The organism is Sodalis sp. (in: enterobacteria) (genome assembly GCF_051710625.1).
GTDB lineage: Bacteria > Pseudomonadota > Gammaproteobacteria > Enterobacterales > Enterobacteriaceae > JBPESN01.
In genome coordinates this window covers 1-25,355 of record NZ_JBPESN010000006.1, presented here as the reverse complement: position 1 = coordinate 25,355, position 25,355 = coordinate 1, and the positions used below count along the sequence as shown (strand labels likewise).

Annotated in this window: 20 protein-coding genes, 1 tRNA gene and 5 pseudogenes; 2 read left to right on the top strand and 24 right to left on the bottom strand. The window is 56.9% G+C overall.

Features of this window, described 5'->3' with window-relative positions:
• Window positions 1-257 precede the first annotated feature (257 nt).
• The gene (zitB, locus tag ACTBDU_RS03425) at window positions 258-1,256 is read left to right on the top strand and encodes a CDF family zinc transporter ZitB (protein ID WP_438805572.1); all 999 of its coding nucleotides are present in this window, start codon (window positions 258-260) and stop codon (window positions 1,254-1,256) included.
• A gap of 208 nt (window positions 1,257-1,464) precedes the next feature.
• Here the strand turns inward: zitB and ACTBDU_RS03420 are convergent, their stop codons facing one another.
• The 22 genes and pseudogenes from ACTBDU_RS03420 to sdhC all read right to left on the bottom strand — a co-directional run bounded on the left by ACTBDU_RS03420 (window position 1,465) and on the right by sdhC (window position 22,753).
• Window positions 1,465-1,836, bottom strand: a complete 372-nt coding sequence (locus tag ACTBDU_RS03420) for a metallophosphoesterase (protein WP_438805571.1) — start codon at window positions 1,834-1,836, stop codon at window positions 1,465-1,467.
• Window positions 1,837-1,888: 52 nt separating this feature from the next.
• Window positions 1,889-2,935, bottom strand: a complete 1,047-nt coding sequence (gene nadA / locus ACTBDU_RS03415; protein WP_438805570.1) for a quinolinate synthase NadA — start codon at window positions 2,933-2,935, stop codon at window positions 1,889-1,891.
• Window positions 2,936-3,358: 423 nt separating this feature from the next.
• Window positions 3,359-3,434: transfer RNA gene (locus ACTBDU_RS03410), tRNA-Lys, on the bottom strand.
• A 184-nt stretch (window positions 3,435-3,618) separates the two neighbouring features.
• Window positions 3,619-4,404 (bottom strand): cell division protein CpoB, encoded by a 786-nt coding sequence (gene cpoB / locus ACTBDU_RS03405; RefSeq protein WP_438805569.1) that lies wholly within the window; start codon window positions 4,402-4,404, stop codon window positions 3,619-3,621.
• 9 nt (window positions 4,405-4,413) lie between these two features.
• Window positions 4,414-4,932 (bottom strand): peptidoglycan-associated lipoprotein Pal, encoded by a 519-nt coding sequence (gene pal / locus ACTBDU_RS03400; RefSeq protein WP_438805568.1) that lies wholly within the window; start codon window positions 4,930-4,932, stop codon window positions 4,414-4,416.
• A gap of 43 nt (window positions 4,933-4,975) precedes the next feature.
• A complete protein-coding gene (tolB, locus tag ACTBDU_RS03395) occupies window positions 4,976-6,268 on the bottom strand; it encodes a Tol-Pal system beta propeller repeat protein TolB (protein WP_438805567.1) in 1,293 nt (430 codons plus the stop codon).
• A 157-nt stretch (window positions 6,269-6,425) separates the two neighbouring features.
• Window positions 6,426-7,418, bottom strand: coding sequence for a cell envelope integrity protein TolA (tolA, locus tag ACTBDU_RS03390; RefSeq protein ID WP_438805566.1), 993 nt, complete (start codon window positions 7,416-7,418; stop codon window positions 6,426-6,428).
• 54 nt (window positions 7,419-7,472) lie between these two features.
• Window positions 7,473-7,895, bottom strand: a complete 423-nt coding sequence (tolR, locus tag ACTBDU_RS03385; RefSeq protein WP_438805565.1) for a colicin uptake protein TolR — start codon at window positions 7,893-7,895, stop codon at window positions 7,473-7,475.
• A gap of 15 nt (window positions 7,896-7,910) precedes the next feature.
• Window positions 7,911-8,588: a Tol-Pal system protein TolQ gene (gene tolQ / locus ACTBDU_RS03380; RefSeq protein ID WP_438805595.1), complete on the bottom strand. Its 678-nt coding sequence runs from the start codon at window positions 8,586-8,588 to the stop codon at window positions 7,911-7,913.
• 5 nt (window positions 8,589-8,593) lie between these two features.
• Window positions 8,594-8,969: pseudogene (locus tag ACTBDU_RS03375) on the bottom strand (YbgC/FadM family acyl-CoA thioesterase).
• Between the two features lie 155 nt (window positions 8,970-9,124).
• Window positions 9,125-9,421, bottom strand: a complete 297-nt coding sequence (ybgE, locus tag ACTBDU_RS03370; protein ID WP_438805564.1) for a cyd operon protein YbgE — start codon at window positions 9,419-9,421, stop codon at window positions 9,125-9,127.
• Window positions 9,418-9,531 (bottom strand): cytochrome bd-I oxidase subunit CydX, encoded by a 114-nt coding sequence (cydX, locus tag ACTBDU_RS03365; RefSeq protein WP_438805563.1) that lies wholly within the window; start codon window positions 9,529-9,531, stop codon window positions 9,418-9,420. The genes ybgE and cydX overlap by 4 nt, the downstream gene beginning before the upstream one ends.
• Before the next feature lie 16 nt (window positions 9,532-9,547).
• Window positions 9,548-10,695 (bottom strand): annotated as a pseudogene (gene cydB, locus ACTBDU_RS03360) (cytochrome d ubiquinol oxidase subunit II).
• A 17-nt stretch (window positions 10,696-10,712) separates the two neighbouring features.
• Window positions 10,713-12,271 (bottom strand): annotated as a pseudogene (gene cydA, locus ACTBDU_RS03355) (cytochrome ubiquinol oxidase subunit I).
• An 881-nt stretch (window positions 12,272-13,152) separates the two neighbouring features.
• Window positions 13,153-14,025, bottom strand: a complete 873-nt coding sequence (gene sucD, locus ACTBDU_RS03350; RefSeq protein WP_438805562.1) for a succinate--CoA ligase subunit alpha — start codon at window positions 14,023-14,025, stop codon at window positions 13,153-13,155.
• On the bottom strand, window positions 14,025-15,191 hold the full coding sequence (gene sucC, locus ACTBDU_RS03345) for an ADP-forming succinate--CoA ligase subunit beta (RefSeq protein WP_438805561.1): 1,167 nt from the start codon (window positions 15,189-15,191) through the stop codon (window positions 14,025-14,027). Before sucC ends, sucD begins: the two co-directional genes overlap by 1 nt.
• Window positions 15,192-15,307: 116 nt before the next feature.
• A complete protein-coding gene (gene odhB / locus ACTBDU_RS03340; RefSeq protein WP_438805560.1) occupies window positions 15,308-16,498 on the bottom strand; it encodes a 2-oxoglutarate dehydrogenase complex dihydrolipoyllysine-residue succinyltransferase in 1,191 nt (396 codons plus the stop codon).
• A 15-nt stretch (window positions 16,499-16,513) separates the two neighbouring features.
• A complete protein-coding gene (gene sucA / locus ACTBDU_RS03335; protein WP_438805559.1) occupies window positions 16,514-19,321 on the bottom strand; it encodes a 2-oxoglutarate dehydrogenase E1 component in 2,808 nt (935 codons plus the stop codon).
• A gap of 205 nt (window positions 19,322-19,526) precedes the next feature.
• On the bottom strand, window positions 19,527-20,243 hold the full coding sequence (locus tag ACTBDU_RS03330) for a succinate dehydrogenase iron-sulfur subunit (protein WP_438805558.1): 717 nt from the start codon (window positions 20,241-20,243) through the stop codon (window positions 19,527-19,529).
• A 15-nt stretch (window positions 20,244-20,258) separates the two neighbouring features.
• Window positions 20,259-22,025: a succinate dehydrogenase flavoprotein subunit gene (gene sdhA, locus ACTBDU_RS03325; protein WP_438805557.1), complete on the bottom strand. Its 1,767-nt coding sequence runs from the start codon at window positions 22,023-22,025 to the stop codon at window positions 20,259-20,261.
• A gap of 3 nt (window positions 22,026-22,028) precedes the next feature.
• Complete coding sequence (gene sdhD / locus ACTBDU_RS03320; protein ID WP_438805556.1) at window positions 22,029-22,370, bottom strand: succinate dehydrogenase membrane anchor subunit; 342 nt, start codon at window positions 22,368-22,370, stop codon at window positions 22,029-22,031.
• Complete coding sequence (gene sdhC, locus ACTBDU_RS03315; RefSeq protein ID WP_438805555.1) at window positions 22,364-22,753, bottom strand: succinate dehydrogenase cytochrome b556 subunit; 390 nt, start codon at window positions 22,751-22,753, stop codon at window positions 22,364-22,366. Before sdhC ends, sdhD begins: the two co-directional genes overlap by 7 nt.
• A 617-nt stretch (window positions 22,754-23,370) precedes the next feature.
• On the opposite strand from sdhC, the gene ACTBDU_RS03310 reads away from it, so the two are divergent.
• Window positions 23,371-24,651 carry a citrate synthase gene (locus ACTBDU_RS03310; RefSeq protein ID WP_438805554.1) on the top strand — a complete coding sequence of 427 codons (1,281 nt, stop codon included), beginning with the start codon at window positions 23,371-23,373 and terminating at the stop codon, window positions 24,649-24,651.
• Window positions 24,652-24,714: 63 nt separating this feature from the next.
• On the opposite strand, the pseudogene ACTBDU_RS03305 reads toward ACTBDU_RS03310, so the two are convergent.
• Together ACTBDU_RS03305 and ACTBDU_RS03300 are read right to left on the bottom strand one after the other, a co-directional pair.
• Window positions 24,715-25,119, bottom strand: a pseudogene (locus tag ACTBDU_RS03305) (hypothetical protein); the annotation flags it as partial.
• Between the two features lie 10 nt (window positions 25,120-25,129).
• Window positions 25,130-25,355, bottom strand: a pseudogene (locus ACTBDU_RS03300) (integrase core domain-containing protein); the annotation flags it as partial.

Below are 25,355 nucleotides of genomic sequence, written 5' to 3'. Positions count from 1 at the left end.
CGGGCAAACAGAAATCAGGCTTAGGCCTGATTTTTTTGTCCCGTCCTACCGGCCCCTGCGCTATCAGGATCAGGCAGCCAGGATGCGGCTTGAGGCAAGCCGCAATGCCACGGCCGAACGATAATGGAGGGTAGCGGTAGGTAAACTGATAGAGCAGCACGGCCAATAACCGATATACTCTATTGGCTACCTGGGCTGCGCCCCAGACTCAACCACGCGGCCAGCGGCCGTTTCGCGACAGACTGACAGGAATCCCTATGCCGGCAGATCCTCTACATTCACACGCCCCCGCGCCGCGGGTACGCCACGGCAGCCACCACGGGCATAACCACGCCACGTCGCCAGAGGTGGACAGGGGCGCCCATCAACGCCTGCTGGCGGTGTTTGTCGTCACGGCGCTGTTCATGCTTATCGAAGCGATCGGCGGCTGGTTATCTGGCTCACTGGCGTTATTGGCGGATGCTGGGCATATGCTCACCGATACCGCAGCACTGCTGATGGCATTGTTGGCGGTGCGGTTCGCGTCGCGGCGACCGAACAGCCGCCACACATTCGGTTATCTGCGCCTGACGACGCTGGCGGCGTTTCTCAACGCCCTGGCGCTGCTGTCTATCGCGGTGATGATCGTCTGGGAAGCCGCGCATCGCTTTCTTGCCCCTCAACCCATCGCCGGATGGACCATGATGTCCATTGCCGTGGCCGGGCTGGTGGCGAATATTGTATCGTTCTGCCTGCTGCACGGCGGCGCCGGCGAAAAAAATATTAACTTGCGCGCCGCGGCGCTGCATGTGCTGGGAGATTTGCTCGGCTCGGTAGGCGCCATTATCGCCGCGTTGGTGATCCTCTACACGGGCTGGCTACCGGTTGACCCGCTGCTGTCGATACTGGTTTCCTGTCTGGTGCTGCGCAGCGGCTGGCGGCTGCTGCGCGAAAGCCTGCATGAGTTACTTGAAGGCACCCCGCAGCAGTTTGATATTGAAAAACTCAAGCGCGAGATGACGCGTAATATCCCTGAAGTGCGCAACATCCATCATGTCCATCTCTGGCAGGTCGGCGAGCGGCCGCTGATGACGCTGCATGTGCAGGTCATTCCGCCGCGCGACCACGATGGTCTGTTGCACCGCATTCAGGACTATTTGCTGGAGCATTACCACATTGGACATGCCACCATTCAAATGGAATACCAGCACTGCGAGGAAGATGATTGTGCGATTCATCAGGGCGCGGTAAATCTGCACGCCCATCATCGTCATTGACGATGACGATGCCGCTTTTCAGCCGTTAACGGTCTGATCCGCTGGGGCCAGTGCGCGCCTCTTCCCCTCCCGCCCGTGGGCACAGTCAGCGCGTCCGCCGGTGGGCTTAAATCGAGACGAAATAACGTGCCCAGCGCCTGTGCGCCGCCGCACATCGTTTGATCCAACGGCGCAATGCCTATTGGGAAGACAGGGTGGTGCAAAAATACTATCGACGCCACGGGGCCGGTAGCGCTCCCCGGCACGGTAGTGTCAAGACCGATAACACGCAATCCGTTGATATCCACCCTAAAATGCAGCGCTTCCTGCCTTCATCGGTCCAGTAAGGCGCAGGTATTGTCGCTCGCATGGCTGCCCTGTTATCGGCATTACCCGGCAGAACATAGGCGGGATAAGGCCGCCTCGCCAGCCGGGACGCTATCACCGGATAGCCCTCAATCTCGTCGTTATCAATCAAATCACCGGAGAGGACGAGCGCGTCTGGCACCAGGGTATCCAGCCAGGCCAGGGCACGCTCCAAACGGCACAGGTTATCATTAGCGGCCGCCGCATGAATGTCCGAGATTTGAGCGATAATCACGTCTTGCTCCCATTGTCGCCACATGCCGCGGCGTTGGCGCTACGCCTTGGCCTTAACGGCGCTTGAGGGCGGCCGCGAATGACAGCATGCGATCTAGCGGCACCAGCGCCCGCTGACGCACCGCTTCGTCTACTCGTATCTCATGCTCCACCCCACCGCGTTCGAGCCCTGCAGCGATAGCCTTGAGGCCGTTCATCGCCATCCACGGGCAATGTGCGCAGCTGCGGCAAGTGGCGCCCTCCCCGGCGGTCGGTGCTTCCAACAGGGTTTTTTGCGGGCACGCCTGCTGCATCTTGTAAAAAATACCGCGATCGGTGGCGACAATCATCTGCTGCTGCTTGAGCGTTTTAGCTGCCTGAATCAGCTGGCTGGTGGAACCCACCGCATTAGCCAGATCGACTACCGCCTGCGGCGACTCGGGATGCACCAGCACGGCCGCGTCGGGATAAAGTCTTTTCATGCGGCGCAGCGCCTGGGTCTTGAATTCATCATGCACAATACAGGCACTCTGCCAGCACAGCATATCCGCACCGGTCTGTTTTTGCACATAGCGACCAAGGTGACGATCCGGCGCCCAGATAATCTTCTCTCCCAGACTGTCGAGATGATCGATAAGCTCAACCGCGATACTGGAGGTCACCACCCAATCGGCGCGCGCCTTGACCGCTGCGGAGGTATTGGCGTAGACCACCACCATCCGGTCAGGGTGAGCGTCGCAAAACGCGCCGAACTCCGCCTCCGGGCAGCCTAAATCAAGAGAGCATTCCGCGTGCAGCGTCGGCAGCAGCACGGTTTTTTCCGGGCTGAGAATTTTGGCGGTTTCGCCCATGAAACGCACGCCCGCCACCAGCAGCGTTGTGGCCGGATGGCTGCTGCCAAAACGCGCCATCTCCAGCGAATCCGCAACACAGCCGCCGCTCGCTTCCGCCAGCGCCTGTATCTCAGGATCGGTATAATAATGGGCCACAATGACCGCGTTGCGCGCCTTAAGCAGACGTGCAATGTTATCGCGCAGGCCGGCTTTTTCCACCTCCGTCAGCGCCGCTGGTTTGGGCGGGAAGGGATATATGGCGGCAAAATCGTCTAAGAGTTCGCTCATCACTGCTCTCTGGCAATGCGCTATCGCCGCACCGGTCTATTTAAAGCTCGTTGCCGGCTGACTAAAGCTAGGTTTGGTATGCTAAACAAAATACGCAATTTATCGCGCATTGTCGCGCCTAATTTGTGCCTTCTGGCGAAAAAAAGTTTAGTGGGTAACACAGACGGCGAAGGAATCGTGATTTGCTCTGGCCTATGCACGCAGGGGGCGCCAGAGTGACGATGCCAGCTCACCCGCGAGGACAAAATTTGCCGGTTATGATTTCCACACTCACCCCCAAAGGGGGACGACACCGATGCTCCTGGCGCTAACATGAAGGCTCGCCGTTGATAGCCGTTGGCGTTTAACATCTGCTAATCGATAGCAGATAGGAGATAGCAGTAAAAGCGAGAACGGGCGGACAGGTCAACAAGCGGCGGAAGATGGTGGGTCGTGCAGGATTCGAACCTGCGACCAATTGATTAAAAGTCAACTGCTCTACCAACTGAGCTAACGACCCCGACACCCGTTTTACACCCGCAGCCAGAGGAAATCAGCTTTCCCCGGGCAACGGCGGCATATGTTACTTATTATAAATTTTGACGCAACCTTTAATTAGTCCAAACGCGGCCAACTGCCTGCTCTTCGAGCATTCTGGCCCATTTCACGCCCTCCTGCCCCGTTCAGGACGCGTCCCTATTATATTACAGCCCCGCGAGCCGTTTTTGCGCCTGTTTGGCCGCCTCGGCGCTGGGGTACAGTTTGCCCACCTGCTGATAAACCGCCCGGGCTTTATTCTTCTGGCCTTTTCCTTGCATGATGACGCCCACCTTGAGCAGCGCGTCGGGTGCCTTGGGCGATTTAGGATGGTTTTTCACCACCAGCGCGAAATAATAGGCCGCATCATCTTTTTTACCTTGATTATAATTAAGCTGCCCCAGCCAATAATTGGCGTTGGGCTGATAGGTCGAATCAGGGTAACACTTCACGAAGCGTTGAAATGCGCTAATTGCCTGGTCGTACTGTTTTTTCTCCAGCACCAGCGCCACCGCTTCGTTATAGTCGGTGTTAGCGTCTGAACCGCTGGCCGTGGCTTTGCCGGCGGGCGCCGCGCTTTGAGCGCCGTCGGCGGAGGTGGATGCCTGAGGTTGACCGTCGGCAGACGCGGCCGGCGTCTGGCTGGGAAGGCTGTCCATCTGCTGATAAATCTGTTTCTGCCACTTGACAACCTGCGATAGTTGATATTGATTTTCCTGAATCTGGCCGCGCAGCGAGTCAATATCGCGTTGATTATCGGCGAGCTGTTGCTGAAGCTGGGTTAGTAGCTGGCTGTGCGCATTAAAAATACGCTCAAGTTGTTGAGTGAGCCGGTCTTCCACCGGGCCGGAGCCGGCATTACTGATTGGCGCTTGAGCGGTAGCAGCCCAGGGGGGCGCTACACCAACCAATAACGACAGACTCAACAGATAAGGTCTGAAGTTATTGCTCATGCCAGTCTCTTAGTAGACCAGTACGGCACGACGGTTTTTGGCGTAAGCCGATTCGTCGTGGCCCAGTACAGCAGGTTTCTCTTTACCGTAAGATACGATAGCGATCTGATTGGCGGAAACGCCTTTACCCTGAAGGTACATCTTCACGGCATTGGCGCGGCGCTCGCCCAGGGCGATGTTGTATTCCGGCGTGCCGCGTTCGTCCGCATGGCCTTCAACGGTCACTTTGTAAGACGGGTTGCTGCGCAGGAAATTGGCGTGTGCGTCAAGCATCTGAGCGAATTCAGAGCGGATATCGTATTTGTCCAGGTTGAAGTAAACGATATTGTTGCGCTGAAGCTTCTGCATTTGCAGGCGAGCCTGTTCGTCGGAAGAGCCGTTGTTGCCGCTCATGTCTATGCCAGTGCCAGCACCGGGGCCCATGGCAGATTCGTCGCCATTGTTAGCGTTTTTGTGAGAACTACATGCGGCAATCGCCATCACTGGCACCGCCAACATCAGCCCTTTTAGCACTTTGTTCAGTTGCATCTCATATTCCTTTTATAGTTTGCCATACATATTTACACATGTATCACAGATGCGGCGACCAGGCAGGAAATTTGACCTGTTCATCGGTTGCCGGAAGACGCGCTTTGAAACGCCCATCAGTCGAGACCAGCCGTAACACGGAGCCCAGCCCTTGCGAAGCGCTGTAGATAACCATTGTGCCATTGGGAGCAACGCTAGGCGTCTCATCCAGGGACGTGTCCGTCAACACTTGGACGGCTCCCGTTGCCAGATCCAGTTTAGCGATATGCTGCACGCCGTTGTTGGTGCTGACCATAGCCAGGAACTTGCCGTCCGAGCTAACGTCCGCATCCTGATTCTGGGAGCCTTCCCAGGACAGACGCTGCGGCGTACCGCCGTTAATATTGATTTTATAAACCTGCGGACGGCCGCCCTGGTCGGAGGTATACGCCAGCGTCTGGCTGTCCGGGAACCAGGTCGGCTCCGTATTATTGCTGCGACCATCGGTCACCTGACGAATCTGACCCGACCCCAAATCCATCACATATAAATTCAGGCTGCCGGTCTTCGACAGCGCGAAGGCCAGTTTGCTACCGTCCGGCGAGAAGGACGGCGCGCCGTTATGCTGCGGGAAGCTCGCAACCTGGCGGATAGCGCCGCTATCCAGCGTCTGGATGACCAGCGCCGAGCGGCCGCTTTCAAAGGTAACATAGGCAAGCTTGCTGCCGTCAGGGGACCAGGCAGGCGACATCAGCGGCTGCGGCGAACGGTGTATTGGCGTCTGGTTATAACCGTCATAATCTGCGACACGGAGTTCGTAAGGGTACTGGCCGCCGTTGGTCTGCACGATGTAGGCAATACGGGTACGGAAGGCGCCCTTAATACCGGTGAGCTTTTCAAAGGGTTCATCGCTGGCGGTGTGGGCGGCATAACGCAGCCATTTGCGCGCGACCTTGAACTGGTTTTGCGCCAATACAGCGCCCGGATTGCCGGAGGTGTCCACCAATTGATAAGACACCACATAGCTACCGTCGGCGCTCGGCTGCACTTGCCCCACCACTACGGCGTCGATACCAAGAGCCGTCCAGACGGCCGGCGTCACTTCCGAGGCGGTGGTCGGCTGCTGCGGCAGGCGAGAAGTGTCGAGCGGGTTGAATTTACCGCTGTTACGCAGGTCGGCGGCGACTATGCCGCCAATATCTTCGGGCGCGGCACCCGGCCCCGCCCATTTAAACGGCACCACGCCGATAGGCCGGGCCGTATCCACCCCTTGGGTGATTTCAATACGCACTTCCGCATGCAGCACGGAAGCCCATAAAAGGAAAAAACCTAACGCTACTCGAAATGCCTGCTTCATTTCATCTCCCAAACCGACGCCAGGGCGGCGGTCGCAATTGCAAAATTGTAAACTTGTCGGGTTAAACAACACTACATCTTCCCATTAGACAACATAGTATAAATCTTAAACCAAACAGGACTATTTGATAACCATTGTATTCTGCTAAATGGTCTTACTAAGGTTTAAAGTCAAGCGTCGCGTTTTTAACTGCCTCATACACCTTCGGACTGGGCGGCCGGGGGATCGCCGCCAGCTTCGCCGCGGAGACCGCCGCCTGACACAGCGCCGGATCGCCACCGTCAGAACTGAGCGAAATCAGCATGCCATCTGGCGCCAGTTTGATGCGCAAAATGCAGGTCTTACCGCTGTAGTTGGACGAATCGTAAAACTTATTGCTGATAGCCTGGCGCACTTGAGCCAGATAGCCATTGATTTCCAATCCGGTGGCGACGCTCAGCTTACTGTTGCCTGTCCCGGCGGGCGCGCCGCCGGATTTGGGCGCATTTTTAGCGTCGGTCAGCCCGCCCAGCAAATCGTCCACCTCGCTGGATTGTTTGGCGGCGGCGGCTTTTTGCTTGGCCTCGGTGGCGGCTTTTTCTTTGGCTGCCTGATCGGCCTTGGCTTTCGCATCGGCTTCGGCTTTAGCCGGCGCAGCCGCGGCGGCCTGCTTCTGCGCTTCAGCAGCGGCGGCTTTTTTCGCTTCCGCCTCCGCCTGTTTCTTCGCGTCAGCTGCGGCCTTCGCCTGCGCCGCCGCTTCCGCTTTGGCTTGTGCCGCGGTTGCCTCGGCCTGTTTAGCCGCATCTTCCGCCTGTTTTTGCTGCTCAGCCTGCAGGCGCTGTTGCGCTTCAGCGGCTTCCTGCGCGGCCAGCCGCTGTTTCTCCAGCGCCTTCAGGCGCTGCTCCACTGCCGCTTGCTTTTGCTGAAGCTCTTCTGCCTGCTGCTGCGCCCGCTGCGCGTCGGTTTGCTGCTGCTGACGGTTATATTGCTGCACCACGGCGCCGGGATCGACCATCACGGCATCAATGGACGACCCGTCGCCGCCCGCACTCGTCTCTTGCGGCTGATGAATCGAGCTCCAGATCAATACGGCGATCAGAACGCAATGCAGCACAATCGACAGAATAATGGCACGTTTAAGCTTGTCGTTCTGTTCGGTAGCCTTCAACACAATCAATTCCCAAAATGGAGTTGACCGGAAATAGTACGCATCACGAGCCGACCGTCAGATAGGATGCGTCATCAGACCGACCGACTTCACGCCGGCCTGATGCAACAAGTTCAGCGCCTTGATTATCTCATCATAAGGCACGTCTTTGGCGCCGCCTATCAGAAACACCGTCTTGGGATTCGCGGTGATGCGGGCGCGCGCTTCGGAAACCACCTGTTCGGAGGGCAACTGCTCCTGACGCTGATGATAGACTACCAGACTGTACTGGCCGATGCCGGAAACCTCGACGATCACCGGCGGATTATCATCGCTGCCGACGGTTTTGGAGTCGGTCGCATCAGGCAAATCCACCTCGACGCTCTGGGTAATAATCGGCGCCGTCGCCATAAAGATTAACACCAGCACCAGTAGCACATCGAGCAAGGGGACAATGTTAATCTCGGACTTGATTTCTCTGCTCGAGTGCCTTCTGGCCATGATTACCCCTCCTGCTTACTTGGCGCTATCGCTGGCGAAAGCCTGACGGTGCAGGATGGCGATGAACTCTTCGGTAAAGTTGTCGTAGTTCTGCTCAAGCTTGTTGACTCGCAGGCTCAGGCGATTGAAGGCCATGACCGCGGGAATGGCGGCAAACAGACCGATCGCGGTGGCGATAAGCGCTTCGGCTATCCCCGGCGCGACCATCTGCAGCGTGCCCTGTTTTACGGCGCCCAGTCCGATGAATGCGTGCATGATGCCCCACACGGTACCGAACAGACCGATGTACGGGCTGATGGAACCCACGGTACCGAGGAGCGGGATATGGGTTTCCAGCGCTTCCAGTTCGCGGTTCATCGAAATACGCATGGCGCGGGAAGCGCCTTCTACCACCGCTTCAGGGGCGTGATTATTGGCGCGGTGCAGGCGCGCGAACTCTTTAAAGCCGGCGTAAAAGATCTGCTCGGAGCCGCTCAGGCTGTCGCGGCGCGTCAGGCTTTCCTGATACAGGCGGGATAATTCGATACCGGACCAGAACTTGTCCTCAAAGGCTTCCGCTTCGCGCGCGGCGGAGGTCAGGATACGGGAGCGCTGGATAATGATGGCCCAGGACGCAATAGAAAAGCATATCAAAATAAGCACGATCAGTTTTACCAGAAAGCCCGCTTTCAGGAACAGATCAAAGATGTTCATGTCAATCACTGCTTGAACTCCGCGACAAAAGACGTTAAAAAGCGCAACCGGCTTTAATTGCTGTAGATCGACACATGCGATCTACGGCGTCAGCCTGGCTGAGCAATTGTCGGTCAGCATTCAGGATGCGTTGTGCAAAGGTCAGAGAGGGGCTCTTGAGGGAGGCGATTTCGCTTTCCACTTGCAGTAAATCTTCCAGGCGCGCAGGCGCAAAAATACCCCAGCGCCATGCGCCGCACCACGAACGCCACGCTCGCCTGCATAAGCGCACGCTGATGAAAATTATGCTGGCGTACCATTTCGGTACGCGCGCCTTCAATAGAAGGCGACGTAACGGGCATGGTAGACCGCGCCACCGGCGTCGGTATGACGCGAACCGATTACTGGAAGAACGAAATACGCACTCCACTGTCCAACAACGCAAAAACAACGGTGCTTACTATACGCAAGACCTAACACGTTGGGAATGGCTAAGACGGGGGGAAAGAAAATATTTTAGGTCCCTTACATTACAGGATTAAAGGACCATAAAGTTATTAAGAGAATCTGTAAAGCAAGGCGGCGATCATGACCAACATCGCCGGCAACGGCAGAAAAACCAGAGGCCAGCGCAGGCGCCGCGGACGAAAGCCGGTGCCGTGAAGCACGCCTGCGCAAACCGCCCAAACGATTAAGATGCCCTGCCACCACGACAGGGTAGTGGTCTGGGCGGCGAAGCGGGATGGTGACCAGAAAACGCAGCCGGCAAGCGTCAGGGCCATGACGAGGGAAAGCGCCCTCAGGGGGCGCTTGTCCGTCAGACTGTACCAAAACGAGATAGCCTGCCCTGTCACTTCAGGGCATCCTCACCGCGGGTATCTTCCAGATGCTCAAGAGCCAGCGCGGTAATGATGCCGAAGGCACAGGCCAGCAGCGTTCCTAAAATCCAGGCGAAATACCACATAATTAAGCTACTTAACTCAGTACAGCGAATGCGTGTTTTGTTTAATATGTTCTTTCGTGATGCGACCGAATATTTTGTAGTAACATCAAATGGTATAGAGCAGCACAATCGGCACGAAAATGATCGCCACCACGGTCATGACTTTCAGCATCCCCAGGCTCGAGGTCGCATCCCACATGGTCAGGCTGGCATTCGGCATCGTGCTCGACGGCATGATGAACGGGAACAGCGTAATCCCCGCAGTCAGAATCACGCAAGCCACAGTCAGCGAGGAGCAAATGAAGGCCCAGGCGCGGCGCCCCGCACGGCTAAAGGCAATTGTCAGCAGCGGTAGCACCCCGCCCAGCGCCGGCACGATCCACAATCCCGGATATGCGTGGTAATTGGCCAGCCACACCCCGGCCTCTGATGCGCCACTTCTTTGTGCAACGGGTTGGACTGCGCGGCCCGGTCGATGACGGAGGTAACAATAAAGCCGTCGATGCCGTAGACGACCCAAATAGCGGCCAGCAGGAAGGTTAGCGCCGTCACCAGCGCGGTACGCTGGGTGATGCCGCGCATCCGCACCTGCAAATCGCCACCGGTACGCATTTGCAGCTAGGTGCCGTGCCGCCCTAGGTCAGGAACATCGCCAGGCTGACGATACCCGCCAGCTGGCCAAACGGGTTAAGCAGCTGGAAGAAATTGCCGGTGTAATACAGGCGCAGATACTCGTCCATGTGGAACGGCACGCCCTGCAGCAGGTTGCCGAATGCAACCCCAATTACCACCGGAGAAATAAAGCTGCCGATAAAGATCCCCCAGTCCCACAGATTGCGCCAGCGGGCGTCGTCGATTTTCGAGCGGTAGTCGAAACCGACCGGGCGGAAGAACAGCAAAACCAACACCAGGATCATGGCGATATAAAAACCGGAGAACGCGGCGGCATACACCATGGGGCCAGGCGGCGAACGGCGCGCCGCCGGCGGTGATAAGCCATACCTGGTTGCCGTCCCAGTGCGAATCAATGGTATTGATCATGACCCGGCGCTCGACGTCGCCGCGGCCAAACAGGCGCATCAGCATGCCGACGCCCATATCAAATCCGTCGGTGCCGGCGAAGCCGATGAGCAGCACGCCAATCAGTACCCACCAGACAACACGCAATACTTTGTAATTAAACATAGTCATTCGCTCCTGTATTACCGTGCGCTCACCGAGGAAACGGACGATTGCTTAAAATGGTAGTTGCCGGTTTTCAGACTGCTCGGCCCTAGGCGCGCAAATTTGAACACCAGATACATTTCCGCTACCAAAAACAGCGTATAGAGCCCGCAGATCAACCCCATTGAGAAGAGGATGTCGCCGGCGGTCAGGGTCGAGTTGGCGACAGACGTCGGCAGAATTTCACCGATAGCCCAGGGCTGACGGCCGCCGTATTCGGCAATAAACCAGCCGGACTCGATCGCGATCCACGGCAGCGGAATCCCATAGAGCATCGCGCGGTGCAGCCAGCGCGGCTGACCAATACGGTTACGCAGCACGGTCCAGAAACAGGCGGCAATCAGCAGCAGCATCAGCACGCCGCAGCTCACCATGATACAGAAGGAGAAATACAGCGGCGCCACGCGTGGGATAGAATCGCTGGTTGCCTGGCGAATCTGCTGCTCGTTGGCCTGGGTGTGATGTCGTCTGTGTAGCGTTTCAGCAGCAGTCCATAACCCAGGCCCTGCTTGCTGTTGTTAAACGCTTCGTGCACGGCAGGATCGGTGCTGCCTTCGCGTAACTGTTGCAGCAGGCTATAGGCCTTCATCCCGTTACGAATACGCACCTCATGCAGCGCCATCAGATCTTTCAGGCCGGTAACCTGGCGATCGGTGGGACGGGTCGCGATTATGCCCAGCGCATAAGGGATACGCACCGCAAAATGGTTGGTCTGATCTTCCTGGTTCGGCAGGCCGAACAGGGTAAAGGAGGCCGGCGCTGGCTCGGTGTTCCACTGCGTCTCGATCGCCGCCCGCTTGGTTTTTTGCACATCGCCCATCTCGTAACCGGATTCATCCCCCAGCACGATGACCGACAGCTCCACCGCCATGCCGAAGAAGGCGGCGATGGCGAACGCGATGTCACGCCCTTTTTACAGGTAATAGGAGCTGATACCGAGGACAAACATCGCGCCGGTGCGGTAGCCTGCGGCTACGGTATGCACGAATTTCACCTGCGCGACCGGATTAAGTACCAGGTCGGCGAAGCTGACCATTTCCATACCTATGGTTTCGTAGTTGAAATCCGCCGCGATGGGATTTTGCATCCAGCCGTTGGCCACCAGGATCCACAGCGCGGATAAGTTGGAGTCAAGCGCCACCAGCCAGCTCACCGCCATATGCTGCACTTTGCCCAGGCGATCCCAGCCGAAGAAGAACAGGCCAACGAAGGTGGATTCCAGGAAAAAGGCCATTAACTTTTCAATGGCCAGGGGTGCGCCGAAGATATCGCCGACATAATGGGAGAAGTATGACCAGTTGGTACCGAACTGGAACTCCATGGTAAGACCGGTAGCCACGCCGAGAGCGAAGTTGATAGCGAACAACTTGCCCCAGAACTTGGTCATATCTTTATAGATCTGTTTACCCGACAGCACATAAACCGTTTCCATGATGGCCAGCAAAAACGCCATACTCAGCGTCAGCGGCACAAACAGGAAATAATACATCGCCGTTAAAGCAAACTGTAATCGTGATAGTTCGACGACATCAAACATGATGACTCCTTGCAGGATCCCACATGCGCCGCTACGGCCGTCCCTCGTGAATGGGTCAGCCGGAAAGGGACGGTGAATAATGAAGGCTTTATAGTTATCATTAACCGCCTGCCGCCTCAGTATGCCACTACAGACCTTGAGGGGAAGAAGAACAGCGGCGCCGCAGACGGATTAAAGAAATACCAACAGACCCGGTTGGGAATGCCCGTATAGTACCCCTCAGTATCCTCCGGATAAATATATTTTTTAGTGACGGAGGTATTAAAACCGCATAATGATCAATCGAGGGGTAACGCCGCGTCGTCGCTGAAATTGTTCTGGCGCAAAAACGGCGCCGGCATAACCCGCCACGCGCAGAGAGATATTGATTTGACGCAATGTTTCGCCCGCTTTATTAAATATTGGTAGCCAAAAAAAAGCAATTCCGGCGAAATATTGCTAAAGTGTAATTAATAAAATACGGTGTTAAAAGTAAATGGAAATAATAGCGGGAAATATTCGTTTCTGCGCGGTAGCGTTATTTATTATGCGCATTGTGCGATAGCGCATGTTTATTAATATAGTATCCACAACGGTCATCATACCGTCATTTTTATCACTTAGCGTTATTTCTGGCGCTTTCGTTGCAAACGCTGCTCACCTCATGCCAGAGCCTTTGGCTGACGGCGTATAACGCCAATGTCGTCTTGCATCATCAGGCGTAACGACCGCATCCGCATCAGACTAAGCATGAGCCCTTCTTTGCCGGGCAATGGACGAAAAAATCGCTCCCACTGTGCTGTTATGGCAAAAAAAGCTGCCCGCAGGCAGCCCCTTGATGCAATGTCATCACCGCGGCCCCGGGCGCGCGACGTCAGTCCGCCCTCTTTCGAGGGGCCAACTCAGTTTGGTAAAATAAACTTCAGCGCTTCGCCGATATCGGCCAGGCTGCGCACGGTCTTAACGCTCGCCGCTTCCAGGGCGGCGAATTTTTCATCTGCCGTGCCCTTGCCGCCCGCGATAATCGCGCCAGCATGGCCCATCCGTTTCCCCTTCGGCGCCGTGACGCCGGCGATATAACCCATCACTGGTTTGGTGACGTGATTCTTGATATAGGCGGCGGCTTCTTCTTCCGCGCTACCGCCGATTTCGCCGATCATCACGATGGCTTCCGTCTGCGGATCCTCTTCAAACAGCTTGAGGATGTCGATGAAGTTTGAGCCGGGGATCGGGTCGCCGCCGATGCCCACGCAGCTGGATTGTCCAAGGCCGGTATCGGTCGTTTGTTTCACCGCTTCGTAGGTCAGGGTGCCGGAGCGGGACACAATGCCCACCCGGCCGGGCTGATGGATATGTCCCGGCATAATGCCGATTTTGCATTCCCCCGGGGTAATCACGCCCGGGCAATTCGGTCCGATCATGCGCGCGCGGCTTTGTTCGAGCTTGGCTTTCACCGTCAGCATATCCAGCGTCGGGATGCCCTCGGTGATGCAGATGATCAGCTCAATGCCGGCATCAATGGCTTCCAGTATCGAGTCTTTGCAAAACGGCGCGGGCACGTAGATAACCGATGCCGTTGCGCCGGTTTTGTCTGCCGCTTCGCGCACGGTATTAAATACCGGCAAACCGAGATGCTCGGTACCGCCTTTGCCGGGCGTGACGCCGCCGACCATTTGGGTGCCGTAGGCCAGCGCCTGCTCGGAGTGGAAGGTCCCCTGGCTGCCGGTAAAACCCTGGCAAATGACTTTGGTGTTTTTATCAATCAAAATAGACATTATTTACCCTCCACCGCGGCGACAACCTGTTGAGCCGCGTCGGTCAGACTCGTGGCGGCGATAATGTTCAGCCCGCTGTCCGCCAATCGCTTGGCGCCCAGTTCGGCTTTATTCCCTTCCAGACGGACCACCACGGGGACGCTGACGCCCACCTCGGATACCGCGCCGATGATGCCGTCGGCAATCAAATCGCAGCGGACGATGCCGCCAAAGATATTGACCAGCACCGCTTTGACCTTCTCATCCGACAAGATGATTTTGAACGCCTCGGTGACGCGCTCCTTGGTGGCGCCGCCGCCCACGTCAAGGAAGTTGGCCGGTTCGCCACCGTGCAGTTTGACGATATCCATCGTCCCCATCGCCAGGCCGGCCCCGTTCACCATACAGCCGATATTGCCGTCCAGCGCCACATAGTTCAGCTCCCACTGGGTGGCGTGCGCTTCGCGTTCGTCTTCCTGGCTGTGATCGCGCATCTCGCGCAGCTCCGGGTGGCGGAACAATGCGTTACCGTCGGCGCTCAATTTGCCGTCAAGGCAGATAAGATCGCCGGCGCCGGTTATCACCAGCGGGTTGATTTCCACCAGCGCCAAATCGCGCTCTAAGAACAGCGTCGCCAGACCCATAAAAATTTTGCTGAACTGAGAAACCTGCTTGCCGCTCAGGCGCAGTTTAAACGCCAGCTCGCGGCCCTGATAAGGCTGCGGGCCCGTGAGCGGGTCCAGAGCCACTTTATGAACCAGGTGCGGTGTCTCTTCCGCCACCTTTTCAATCTCCACGCCCCCTTCGGTGGACGCCATAAATACCACGCGGCGCGTACCGTGGTCGACGACCGCGCCCAGATAAAGCTCCTTGGCGATATCGGTGGCCGCTTCCACTAGAATCTGATTGACCGGCTGGCCCAGGGCGTCCGTCTGATAGGTCACCAGACGCTGGCCCAGCCACTGCTCCGCGAAAGCGCGGATCTCTTCTTTCGACTTCACCATTTTCACGCCGCCGGATTTACCGCGCCCGCCCGCATGCACCTGGCATTTCACCACCCAGGAGCCGGCGCCGATTTTCGAGGCGGACTCTTCCGCTTCACGCGGCGTGTTGCAGGTGTAACCCGTCGGGGCAGGCAGACCATACCGAGCAAACAGCTGTTTTGCCTGATATTCATGTAAATTCATGATGTTGTTTCCATCTTCGTCTGGAGAGTGTCAGCGGCGCTCGGTCGCGTCGCCGTAATTCGGCACCAAAGCCGTTGACCTGGGGCGGCGGGCACCAAGTCCGCCGCCGCCATGCGCTAAACGTCCAGCAGCAGGCGAGTAGGATCTTCCAGCATCTCTTTCACCGTCACCAGGAAACTGACGGATTCTTTTCCGTCGATAAGCCTGTGGTCGTAAGACAGCGCCAGATACATCATCGGCAGAATAACCACCTGCCTTCCTACCGCTATCGGCCGATCCTTAATGGCATGCATGCCCAGGATCGCGCTTTGCGGCGGGTTGATGATGGGCGTCGACATCAATGATCCGAAGACGCCGCCGTTGGTAATGGTAAAGTTACCGCCGGTCAGCTCCTCGACTTTCAGTTTGCCGTTGCGGCCCTTAATAGCCAGTTCCTTGATTTTTTTCTCGATATCGGCCATGCCCAGCGCATCGATATCCTTCAGTACCGGCGTCACTAGGCCGCGAGGCGTGGATACCGCGATGCTGATGTCAAAATAGTTGTGGTAAACCACATCTTCGCCATCGATAGACGCGTTCACTTCCGGGAAACGTTTCAACGCCTCCAGTACCGCTTTGATATAGAAGGACATGAAGCCCAGACGGATACCGTGGCGCTTTTCAAACGCGTCGCCGTACTGCTTGCGCAGATCCATCACTGGCTGCATGTTCACCTCATTGAAGGTGGTCAACATGGCGGTGCTGTTTTTCGCTTCCAGCAGACGTTCGGCCACGCGTTTGCGCAGGCGGGTCATCGGCACGCGTTTTTCGCTGCGGTTGCCGAGCGCCGGCGCCGGAGCGGCGTTCTGGCGGCCGGCGATATGTTTTTCGACGTCTTCGCGGGTCAGACGTCCGCCCACGCCGCTGCCTTTAATCGCCTCGGGATTAAGATCGTGCTCGGCGATGAGGCGGCGGATGGCCGGGCTCAGCGCGTCGTTGCTTCCCTCTTCCAGAACTGCGGTATGGCGCTGGGCCGGCGTGGACTCCTGGCTCTGGGACTTCTCTGTCGTCGCCTGGCCCGTGCTGTCGCCCGGGCGCAGACGCCCCAGCACTTGACGGGCGGTCACGGTAGCGCCTTCGTCTTCCAACAATGTTTCCAGAACGCCGGCTTCAGGGGCGGGAACTTCCAGTACCACTTTGTCGGTTTCAATCTCGACCAGCACTTCATCACGCTGAACACTGTCACCGGGCTTTTTATGCCAAGTGGCGACGGTGGCATCCGCGACCGACTCAGGCAGGTCTGGAACCAAAATATCTACGCTACTCATTCTCTATCCTTATTGTTAATTAACGTTCAGCGCGTCGTTGACCAGATTTTTCTGCTGGGTCTGGTGCACGGACAAATACCCCACTGCCGGCGAGGCGGAAGCAGGACGGCCCGCATAATTCAGTGCGGCGCCTGCAGATATCACTTCGCGGAAATGGTGCTGGCTGCAATACCAGGCGCCCTGATTCTGCGGCTCTTCCTGGCACCAGACGAAATCGTTCACATGCGCATAGGGGGCTAGTGCCTCCCGAATCGCCTGCAGCGGGAACGGATAGAGCTGCTCAATGCGCACGATGGCCACGTCTTGCTGCCCGTTTTTGCGCCGTTGATCCAAGAGATCATAGTAGACTTTGCCGGAACACATCACGACGCGTTTAACGCCCTGCGGGTCGAGATCGTTTACTTCGCCAATGGCGGGCTGGAACGTGCCGTTGGCCAATTCATCAAGCGACGAGATAGCGAGCGGATGACGCAGCAGCGACTTGGGCGACATGACAATCAGCGGCCGGCGCATATTGCGCAGCGCCTGACGGCGCAGCATATGATAGACCTGCGCCGGCGTCGACGGGACGCAAACCTGCATATTTTGTTCCGCGCACAGTTGGAGATAGCGCTCCAGGCGGGCGGAGGAGTGCTCCGGTCCCTGCCCTTCATAGCCGTGGGGCAGCAGCATCACCAGCCCGCACATCCGTCCCCATTTTTGCTCGCCGGAACTGATAAATTGATCGATGACTACCTGGGCGCCGTTGGCGAAGTCGCCAAACTGCGCTTCCCAAATTACCAAAGTGCGCGGCTCGGCGGTGGCGTAACCGTATTCAAACGCCAGCACCGCCTCCTCCGACAACACCGAGTCCCAAACGCGGAAGCTGCCCTGACCGTTGTGGACATGGGCCAACGGCGTATAGCTGGAGCCATTCTTCTGGTTATGCACCACCGCGTGGCGATGGAAGAACGTGCCGCGGGCGGTGTCCTCTCCCGACAGGCGGATGGGGATCCCCTCATCCACCAGCGTGGCGTACGCCAGCGTCTCGGCGCCGCCCCAATCGAAAGGCTTTTCACCGCGCGCCATCGCGCCGCGATCGTGATAAATCTTGGCAACCCGCGGCTGCATTTCGACGCCGGCCGGCACCTCGCTGATGCGGTGCGCCAGGGACTGCAAACGCTTACTTTTCACCTGGCTGGGGTACTCTTCGTCCCAGTCATGATTGAGATAGCGCTGCCAGGCGAAGGAATGCATATTCATCTGCCGCCACTCTTTCACCACGCACTCGCCCTGATCCAGCGCGTCGCGGAACACATTGACCTGTTCGGTGGCGTCGGCGAGGGTGATAATGCCGTCGCGCTCCAGGCGGTCGGCGTAGATTTTGCGCGGCGTGGGGTGTTTTTTAATCTTCTGGTACATCAGCGGCTGGGTGGCGCTCGGCTCATCGGCCTCGTTATGGCCGTGGCGGCGATAGCACACCAAATCGATCATGACGTCGCGCTTGAAGGTATTGCGGAAATCCAACGCCACGCGGGTGACGAACGCTACCGCTTCGGGATCATCGGCGTTGACGTGGAAGATCGGCGCCTGCACCATCTTGGCGATATCGGTACAGTACTGGGTGGAGCGCGCGTCGTGAGGATTGGAGGTAGTGAAACCCACCTGGTTATTGATAACGACACGCACCGTCCCGCCCACGTCGTAACCGCGCGCCTTAGACATGTTAAGCGTTTCCTGCACTACGCCCTGGCCGCTGATAGCGGCATCGCCGTGCAGCGTGATCGGCAGTACCATACTGCTGCTTTGCTCATCCAGCCGGTCGATACGTGCGCGAACCGAGCCCATGACCACTGGGCTTACGATCTCAAGATGGGAGGGGTTAAATGCCAACGTCAGATGCACCAGCCCGCCCTCGGTTTCGACGTCGGAGGAGAAGCCCTGGTGGTACTTCACGTCACCGGCGCCCAAGTGCGCTTTATGCTTGCCGGCGAACTCGTCGAACAGGTCCTGCGGCTTTTTGCCCAGCACATTGACCAGCACGTTCAGGCGGCCGCGATGTGCCATGCCTAGCACCACTTCCCGCGTACCGTTGCTGCCGGCATAGCGCACCATCTCTTTTAACATCGGAATCAGCGCATCGCCGCCTTCCAGCGAGAAGCGCTTGGCGCCCGGGAACTTGGCGCCCAGATAGCGTTCAATCCCTTCCGCCGCGGTCAGCTCGGCGAGAAAACGCGTTTTCTCGTCGCGACTGAAACTCGGCTGGCCCACCACTGACTCGATACGCTGCTGGATCCAGCGTTTTTCTTCAGTATTGGTGATGTGCATATACTCGGCGCCGATGGCGCCGCAATAAATTTTTTTCAGCGCCTCATACAAATCCGCCAATTTCATGGTGTCGCGACCGATGGCGAGCGACCCCACGTTGAAAGTTTTCTGGAAATTAGCCTCGGTGAGGTTATGGAAAGCAAGATCAAGATCGGGAACCGTTTCCTGTTTCCACAGCTCCAGAGGATCCAGATTGGCATGCTGATGCCCGCGGAAACGGAAAGCATTGATGAGCCACAGGACTTTCACCTGCTTTGAGTCGATATCCGGGTCGTTGACCGAGGCGGTATAGCGTGTGGCATCTTTCGCCAGACGGCGGAAGTATTCCCGCATTTTGGAGTGGAGTTGATCAGGGCTGACGCCCGCGGTTGGTAGCTGTTTAAATATTGCACGCCAGCTCGCATCGACAGAGTCAGGATCCGTCAAAAAATCTTCATAGAGCTGCTCTATGTAGGACTGGTTTGCGCCCGCCAGATAGGAGGAACCCAGCCAGGCCTTCATTGCGCCGTTCTGCATCATGATCCCTTAAGCTTCAGTTTTCGCCGTGGTTAACCCGTAATCGGATAACATAATAAGCGGTTCAGCCAGCGGATTACCCCTGCGAGGTCATCTTTGCTGAAGGAACCTTTGAAGAGCGGCTGGCCCCGCGGCCAGCCGCTCTTCAAAGGCTTCCTGCCCTACCCCCCGACCGCTACAGTGAACGGGGAGCAGATCGCGCCCGTCAGGCGCTATAGTTCACCAGCATACTCTTGATATGACCGATAGCCTTGGTGGGGTTAAGCCCTTTGGGGCATACGCTGACACAATTCATGATGCTGTGACAGCGGAAAACGCTGAAAGCGTCGTTCAGATCATCCAACCGCGCCTGCTGCTGTTTGTCGCGGTTGTCGATAAGGAAACGATAGGAAGCCAGAAGCCCCGCCGGCCCGATAAATTTATCGGGGTTCCACCAGAAAGACGGGCAGGACGTGGAACAGCAGGCGCAGAGAATACATTCATACAGCCCGTCCAACTTGGCGCGCTGTTCCGGCGATTGCAGATGCTCACGCGCCGGTGGATTGCGGCCGTCGTTTATCAAGAAGGGTTTGATCTTCTCGTACTGGGCGTAGAACTGCCCCATATCGACCACCAAATCGCGGATGACCGGCAGCCCGGGCAGCGGGCGAATGACGACTTTATGGTCGCCCTTGCGCAGCATCGACAGCGGCGTTATGCACGCCAAACCGTTTTTGCCGTTCATGTTGACGCCGTCCGAGCCGCAGACCCCTTCACGGCAGGAGCGGCGGAACGACAGGCTGGGGTCCTGCTCTTTAAACTGGATTAAGGCATCCAGCAGCATCATATCGCGCCCCTCCTCCACGGCGAGGGTGTAGTCCTGCATGTGCGGCTTATCGTCGACATCGGGATTGTAGCGATAGATGGAAAATTCAACCTTCATGATTCATCCTCCACCCTAGTAGGTACGCACTTTCGGCGGGAACGCCGGGCGTAATGTCGGTTGCATATTGACCTTACGACGCGTCATGCTGTCGCTTTCGGGTAAATACAGCGAGTGGCACAGCCAGTTTTCATCGTCGCGGTCCGGGAAGTCGAAACGGCTGTGGGCGCCGCGACTTTCGGTGCGGAAATTCGCCGACAGCGCGGTGGAGTAAGCGGTTTCCATCAGGTTATCCAGCTCCAGGCACTCTACGCGCTGGGTGTTAAATTCCGTCGAGGTATCGTCAAGACGGGCATGATGCAAACGTTCGCGGATCTCCTTAAGCTCCGCCAGCCCTTTGGCCATGGCATCCCCTTCGCGGAACACTGAGAAGTTGTTTTGCATACAGGCCTGCAGCGCTTTTCGGATCTCGACCGGATTTTCCCCGCTGCGATTGTTGTTCCAGCGGTGATAGCGGCTCAGCGACGCCTCGATATCGTCGTCGTTGGCATCGCGCGTCGGTCCCTGCTCCGTCAGCGACTCCTGCAAATGCATCCCCGCCGCGCGGCCGAACACCACCAGATCCAGCAGCGAATTGCCGCCCAGGCGGTTGGCGCCGTGCACCGAGACACAGGCGATTTCACCCACCGCGAACAGGCCGGGGATAACCACGTCTTCACCCTGGGCGTTGACGGTGATCGCCTGGCCGCTCACTTTGGTCGGGATCCCCCCCATCATGTAATGGCAGGTGGGAATGACCGGAATCGGCTCCTCCACCGGGTCCACGTGGGCGAACGTGCGCGACAGTTCCAGGATCCCCGGCAGACGCGATTCGAGAACCTCTTTGCCTAAATGGTCCAGCTTTAGTTTGGCATGCGGCCCCCAAGGCCCCTCGCAGCCGCGGCCTTCGCGAATTTCAATCATAATCGAGCGGGCGACCACATCGCGGCCCGCCAGATCTTTGGCGTTCGGCGCGTAACGTTCCATAAAGCGCTCGCCGTGCTTGTTCAGCAGGTAACCGCCTTCACCGCGGCAGCCCTCGGTGACCAGTACCCCGGCGCCGGCGATGCCGGTGGGGTGGAACTGCCACATTTCCATATCCTGGACCGGTACTCCGGCGCGTAGCGCCATGCCGACGCCGTCGCCGGTATTGATGTGGGCGTTGGTCGTGGATTGATAAATGCGTCCGGCGCCGCCGGTGGCGAGAATGGTCGCCCGCGCCTTGAAATACACCACTTCACCGGTTTCAATACACAGCGCGGTGCAGCCTACGATGGCGCCATCCTGGGTTTTCACCAGATCGAGGGAGTACCACTCGGAAAAAATGGTGGTGTGGTTTTTCAGGTTCTGCTGATAGAGCGTATGCAGCAGCGCATGCCCGGTCCGGTCCGCGGCGGCGGCGGTGCGTGCGGCCTGTTCACCACCGTAGTTAAGCGACTGGCCGCCGAACGGACGCTGGTAGATACGCCCGTCGTCAAGGCGGGAAAACGGCAGTCCCATATGCTCCAGTTCCAGCACCGCTTCCGGGCCGGTTTTGCACGTGTATTCAATAGCGTTTTGGTCGCCGATGTAATCGGATCCTTTGACCGTATCGTACATATGCCACTGCCAGTCGTCTTCATGGCTATTGCCGAGCGCGACGGTGATGCCGCCCTGCGCCGATACCGTATGGGAACGTGTAGGAAAAACTTTTGAAATTAACGCGCAGGAGAGTCCCATCTGGGAGATCTGTAGCGCGGCGCGCATGCCTGCGCCCCCTGCGCCGATTACTACGGCGTCAAACTCTCTCACCGGCAATGACATTGACTACGCCCCCCACACCACAACAGTTCCATAAAGTAAGTACACCATGAGCACGATAAGGATAACCAGTTGCAGCCGCAGCGCCAGGGGCTTGATGTAATCCGTTAATACCTGCCACATGCCGATCCAGGTGTGCACCAGGATGGAAAACAGGGTCAACAGGGTAGAGACTTTCGTCATAGGGGTGGCGAAAAAACCGCGCCAGACGTCATAGGTGAGAGTATCTGCCAACAGGATAAAACCGAGCAGATAAATAATATAAAGGCAAATAACGATGGCGGATGCACGAACCAATAACCACTCATGTACTCCGTTACCTCCTAATGCCGAAGCATTGCTTACCATACGAGGACTCCAGCCAATATAGATAGCACGACAGTTAACAAAAATGTAACATTTGCGGTGGTTTTACCCATCGCCAGCGTTTCTTCCAGATAGCCAAAATCCATCAGCATGTGACGGATACCGCCCAGCGTGTGATAGGCCAGCGCGGTTAAAATTCCCCAAAAGATGAATTTGACGATAAAGCTATCCATCATGGCGGCCGCCTGAATGAGACCTTCGGGGGAAGAGAGGGTTAATCCGAGAACCCACAGCAGAATACCGATAGCCACAAACATGATGACGCCGGAAACGCGATGAAGAATGGATGCTATTGCAGTTACGGGGAACCGGATCGTTTGCAGATCCGAGTTGACAGGTCTTTGTTTTTTCACGGTTTTGCCCACACAGCTATTATTATATTCCTTCCTCCGGTCCTGGCTGGCTCAGACAGCGTTAACGGGATAAACCATGCGACGTCATGTGCTAAAACCACAATTCCTTGTGCCTAAATGACGCGTTAAATAACGCTGAGTGCTTCTACTACAGGGGGTTCCGGAGACCTTGTTGAAGTATATGGCTTTCACATTATAATTACAATTACTATACAAATAGTTTGTTAACATTTGGACGATTTAATGAGTACCGTCACGGTTCTCACATTTCCTATAAGGGTATACATCCACATTGACAATAAAGCAACATTTTGATTACAAACCACCCCGCTTTTATGCTATAACTCGCTTATCGAGCGGCAGCACACTTCCTCCAAGATTAAGTTTATGCAACGGTGTGAAAAGCGCCTTGACCCGCAGGTTAAGGTGCTTATTAACAGCAAGTAATATTTTTGATAAATCTTCACCACCCAAGGCAAACCGTTCGTTCTACCTTTACGGGTGAAGCGTCAGGCTGCGCTTTGCACCCGGCTTATTGGCATGTTTGGCACGGACGGTAGAAAAAAACGCCGGGGTTAGTAAGCCACCCGTGGTGAAAGATTGAGTTTATACGCGCTAAGGAGAATATAATGGCTGAAAGTAAAGCGACTTTTACCCCTGAGGGGCAGGACCCTATCGCCATGGATATGCTAACGGGCACCATGGGCGAAAAAGAAATCGATATCCGCAGCCTGGGCAGCCAGGGGTATTTCACCTTCGATCCCGGCTTCACCTCCACCGCCTCCTGTGAATCCAAGATCACCTATATCAATGGCGACAAAGGCGTCTTGCTGCACCGCGGCTTTCCCATCGACCAGCTGGCGCTGGAGTCCAACTATCTGGAGGTCTGCTATATCCTCCTGAACGGCGAAGCGCCGACCTGCGAGCAATATGATGAGTTTCGCACTATCGTCACGCGCCATACCATGATTCATGAACAGATCACCCGGCTATTCCACGGTTTTCGGCGCGATTTCCATCCGATGGCGGTCATGTGCGGCGTGACCGGCGCGCTGGCGGCCTTCTATCATGACTCGCTGGATGTCAACGTTGAACGCCATCGCGAGATTGCCGCGTTTCGCCTGCTGTCGAAAATGCCCACTGTAGCCGCCATGTGCTATAAGTATTCGCTCGGCCAGCCGTTTATCTACCCGCGCAACGATTTGTCCTATGCCGGCAACTTCCTGCATATGATGTTCGCCACGCCGTGCGAAACCTATGAGGTCAATCCGCTGCTGGAACGCGCCATGGATCGCATCCTCATTCTGCACGCCGACCACGAACAGAACGCGTCTACCTCCACGGTGCGCACCGCCGGCTCTTCGGGCGCCAATCCTTTCGCCTGTATCGCGGCAGGCATTGCCTCACTGTGGGGGCCTGCCCACGGCGGCGCCAATGAAGCCTGTCTGCGGATGCTTGAGGGGATCAATAAGGTGGAGCATATCCCCGAGTTCATCAAGCGCGCCAAGGACAAAAACGATTCGTTCCGCCTGATGGGCTTCGGCCACCGCGTGTACAAGAATTACGATCCGCGCGCAACCGTCATGCGCGAAACCTGCCATGAAGTTTTGAAAGAGCTTAAGCTTTCCGATGACCTGCTGGCGGTGGCCATGGAGCTGGAACACATCGCGCTGCACGAGCCCTACTTCAAGGAGCGCAAACTCTATCCTAACGTTGACTTCTACTCAGGCATCATTCTGAAAGCCATGGGGATTCCTTCCACCATGTTCACGGTCATTTTCGCCATGGCGCGCACCGTCGGCTGGATAGCCCACTGGAAAGAAATGCACGACGATGGTCTGAAAATCGCCCGTCCGCGCCAGCTCTACACCGGCTATGCCCAGCGGGATTTCCACAGCCAGCACAAATAAACCTGCCGCGTCGGGGCGGCCCCGCCACCTACCCCATTTCAGTCGCTCCGCGCCAGCCACCAGAGCCAACTGCTCTAGGTAGCAGTTCTGCTGTTGCCAGAGCCGAATGCGGCTCATCCAATGAGCAAGGAATGAAATGAACAGTCGCGCCCAGACGGATCAGCGCCAGATGGTATAAATCGGCCTCGATGATACAGGCGATACGCGGATAACCGCCGGTCGTCTGGGCACCGGCCATCAGCACGATATAGGGCGGCCGCCGGGGGGCACCTGCACCCATCTGCCTTCCAGACCGCCCATCGCCGCTTTGATATCGGTACTGCGCGATTGCAGTACCGGCGGAACGTCAAAACCGCCGGACACCACTAGATAGCTGTACATGCCGTGTTTCGGCAAGGCCAATTTCACCTGCTACCCCGGCCGTACCACAAAACGCCAGCCGGTCCAGAGAGGTTTACCGTCCGGCCGAGTGTAGTGGTCAACTAAAACTGGCCACCGCGTTAGCGTTTTTCCAGTATCTATTTTCTGATTCGTTTGGTGGCAACCCACCGTTGTACATGCGGCCTGAGTGCGCTGTAATATCCTACGATATAGTCGGTAATTTCATGAGCTGCTTCGCTGAAGCTTATGTAGCCCGTTACCGGTATCCACTCGTTTTTCAGACTTCTGAAGAAGCGCTCCATCGGACTATTATCCCAACAGTT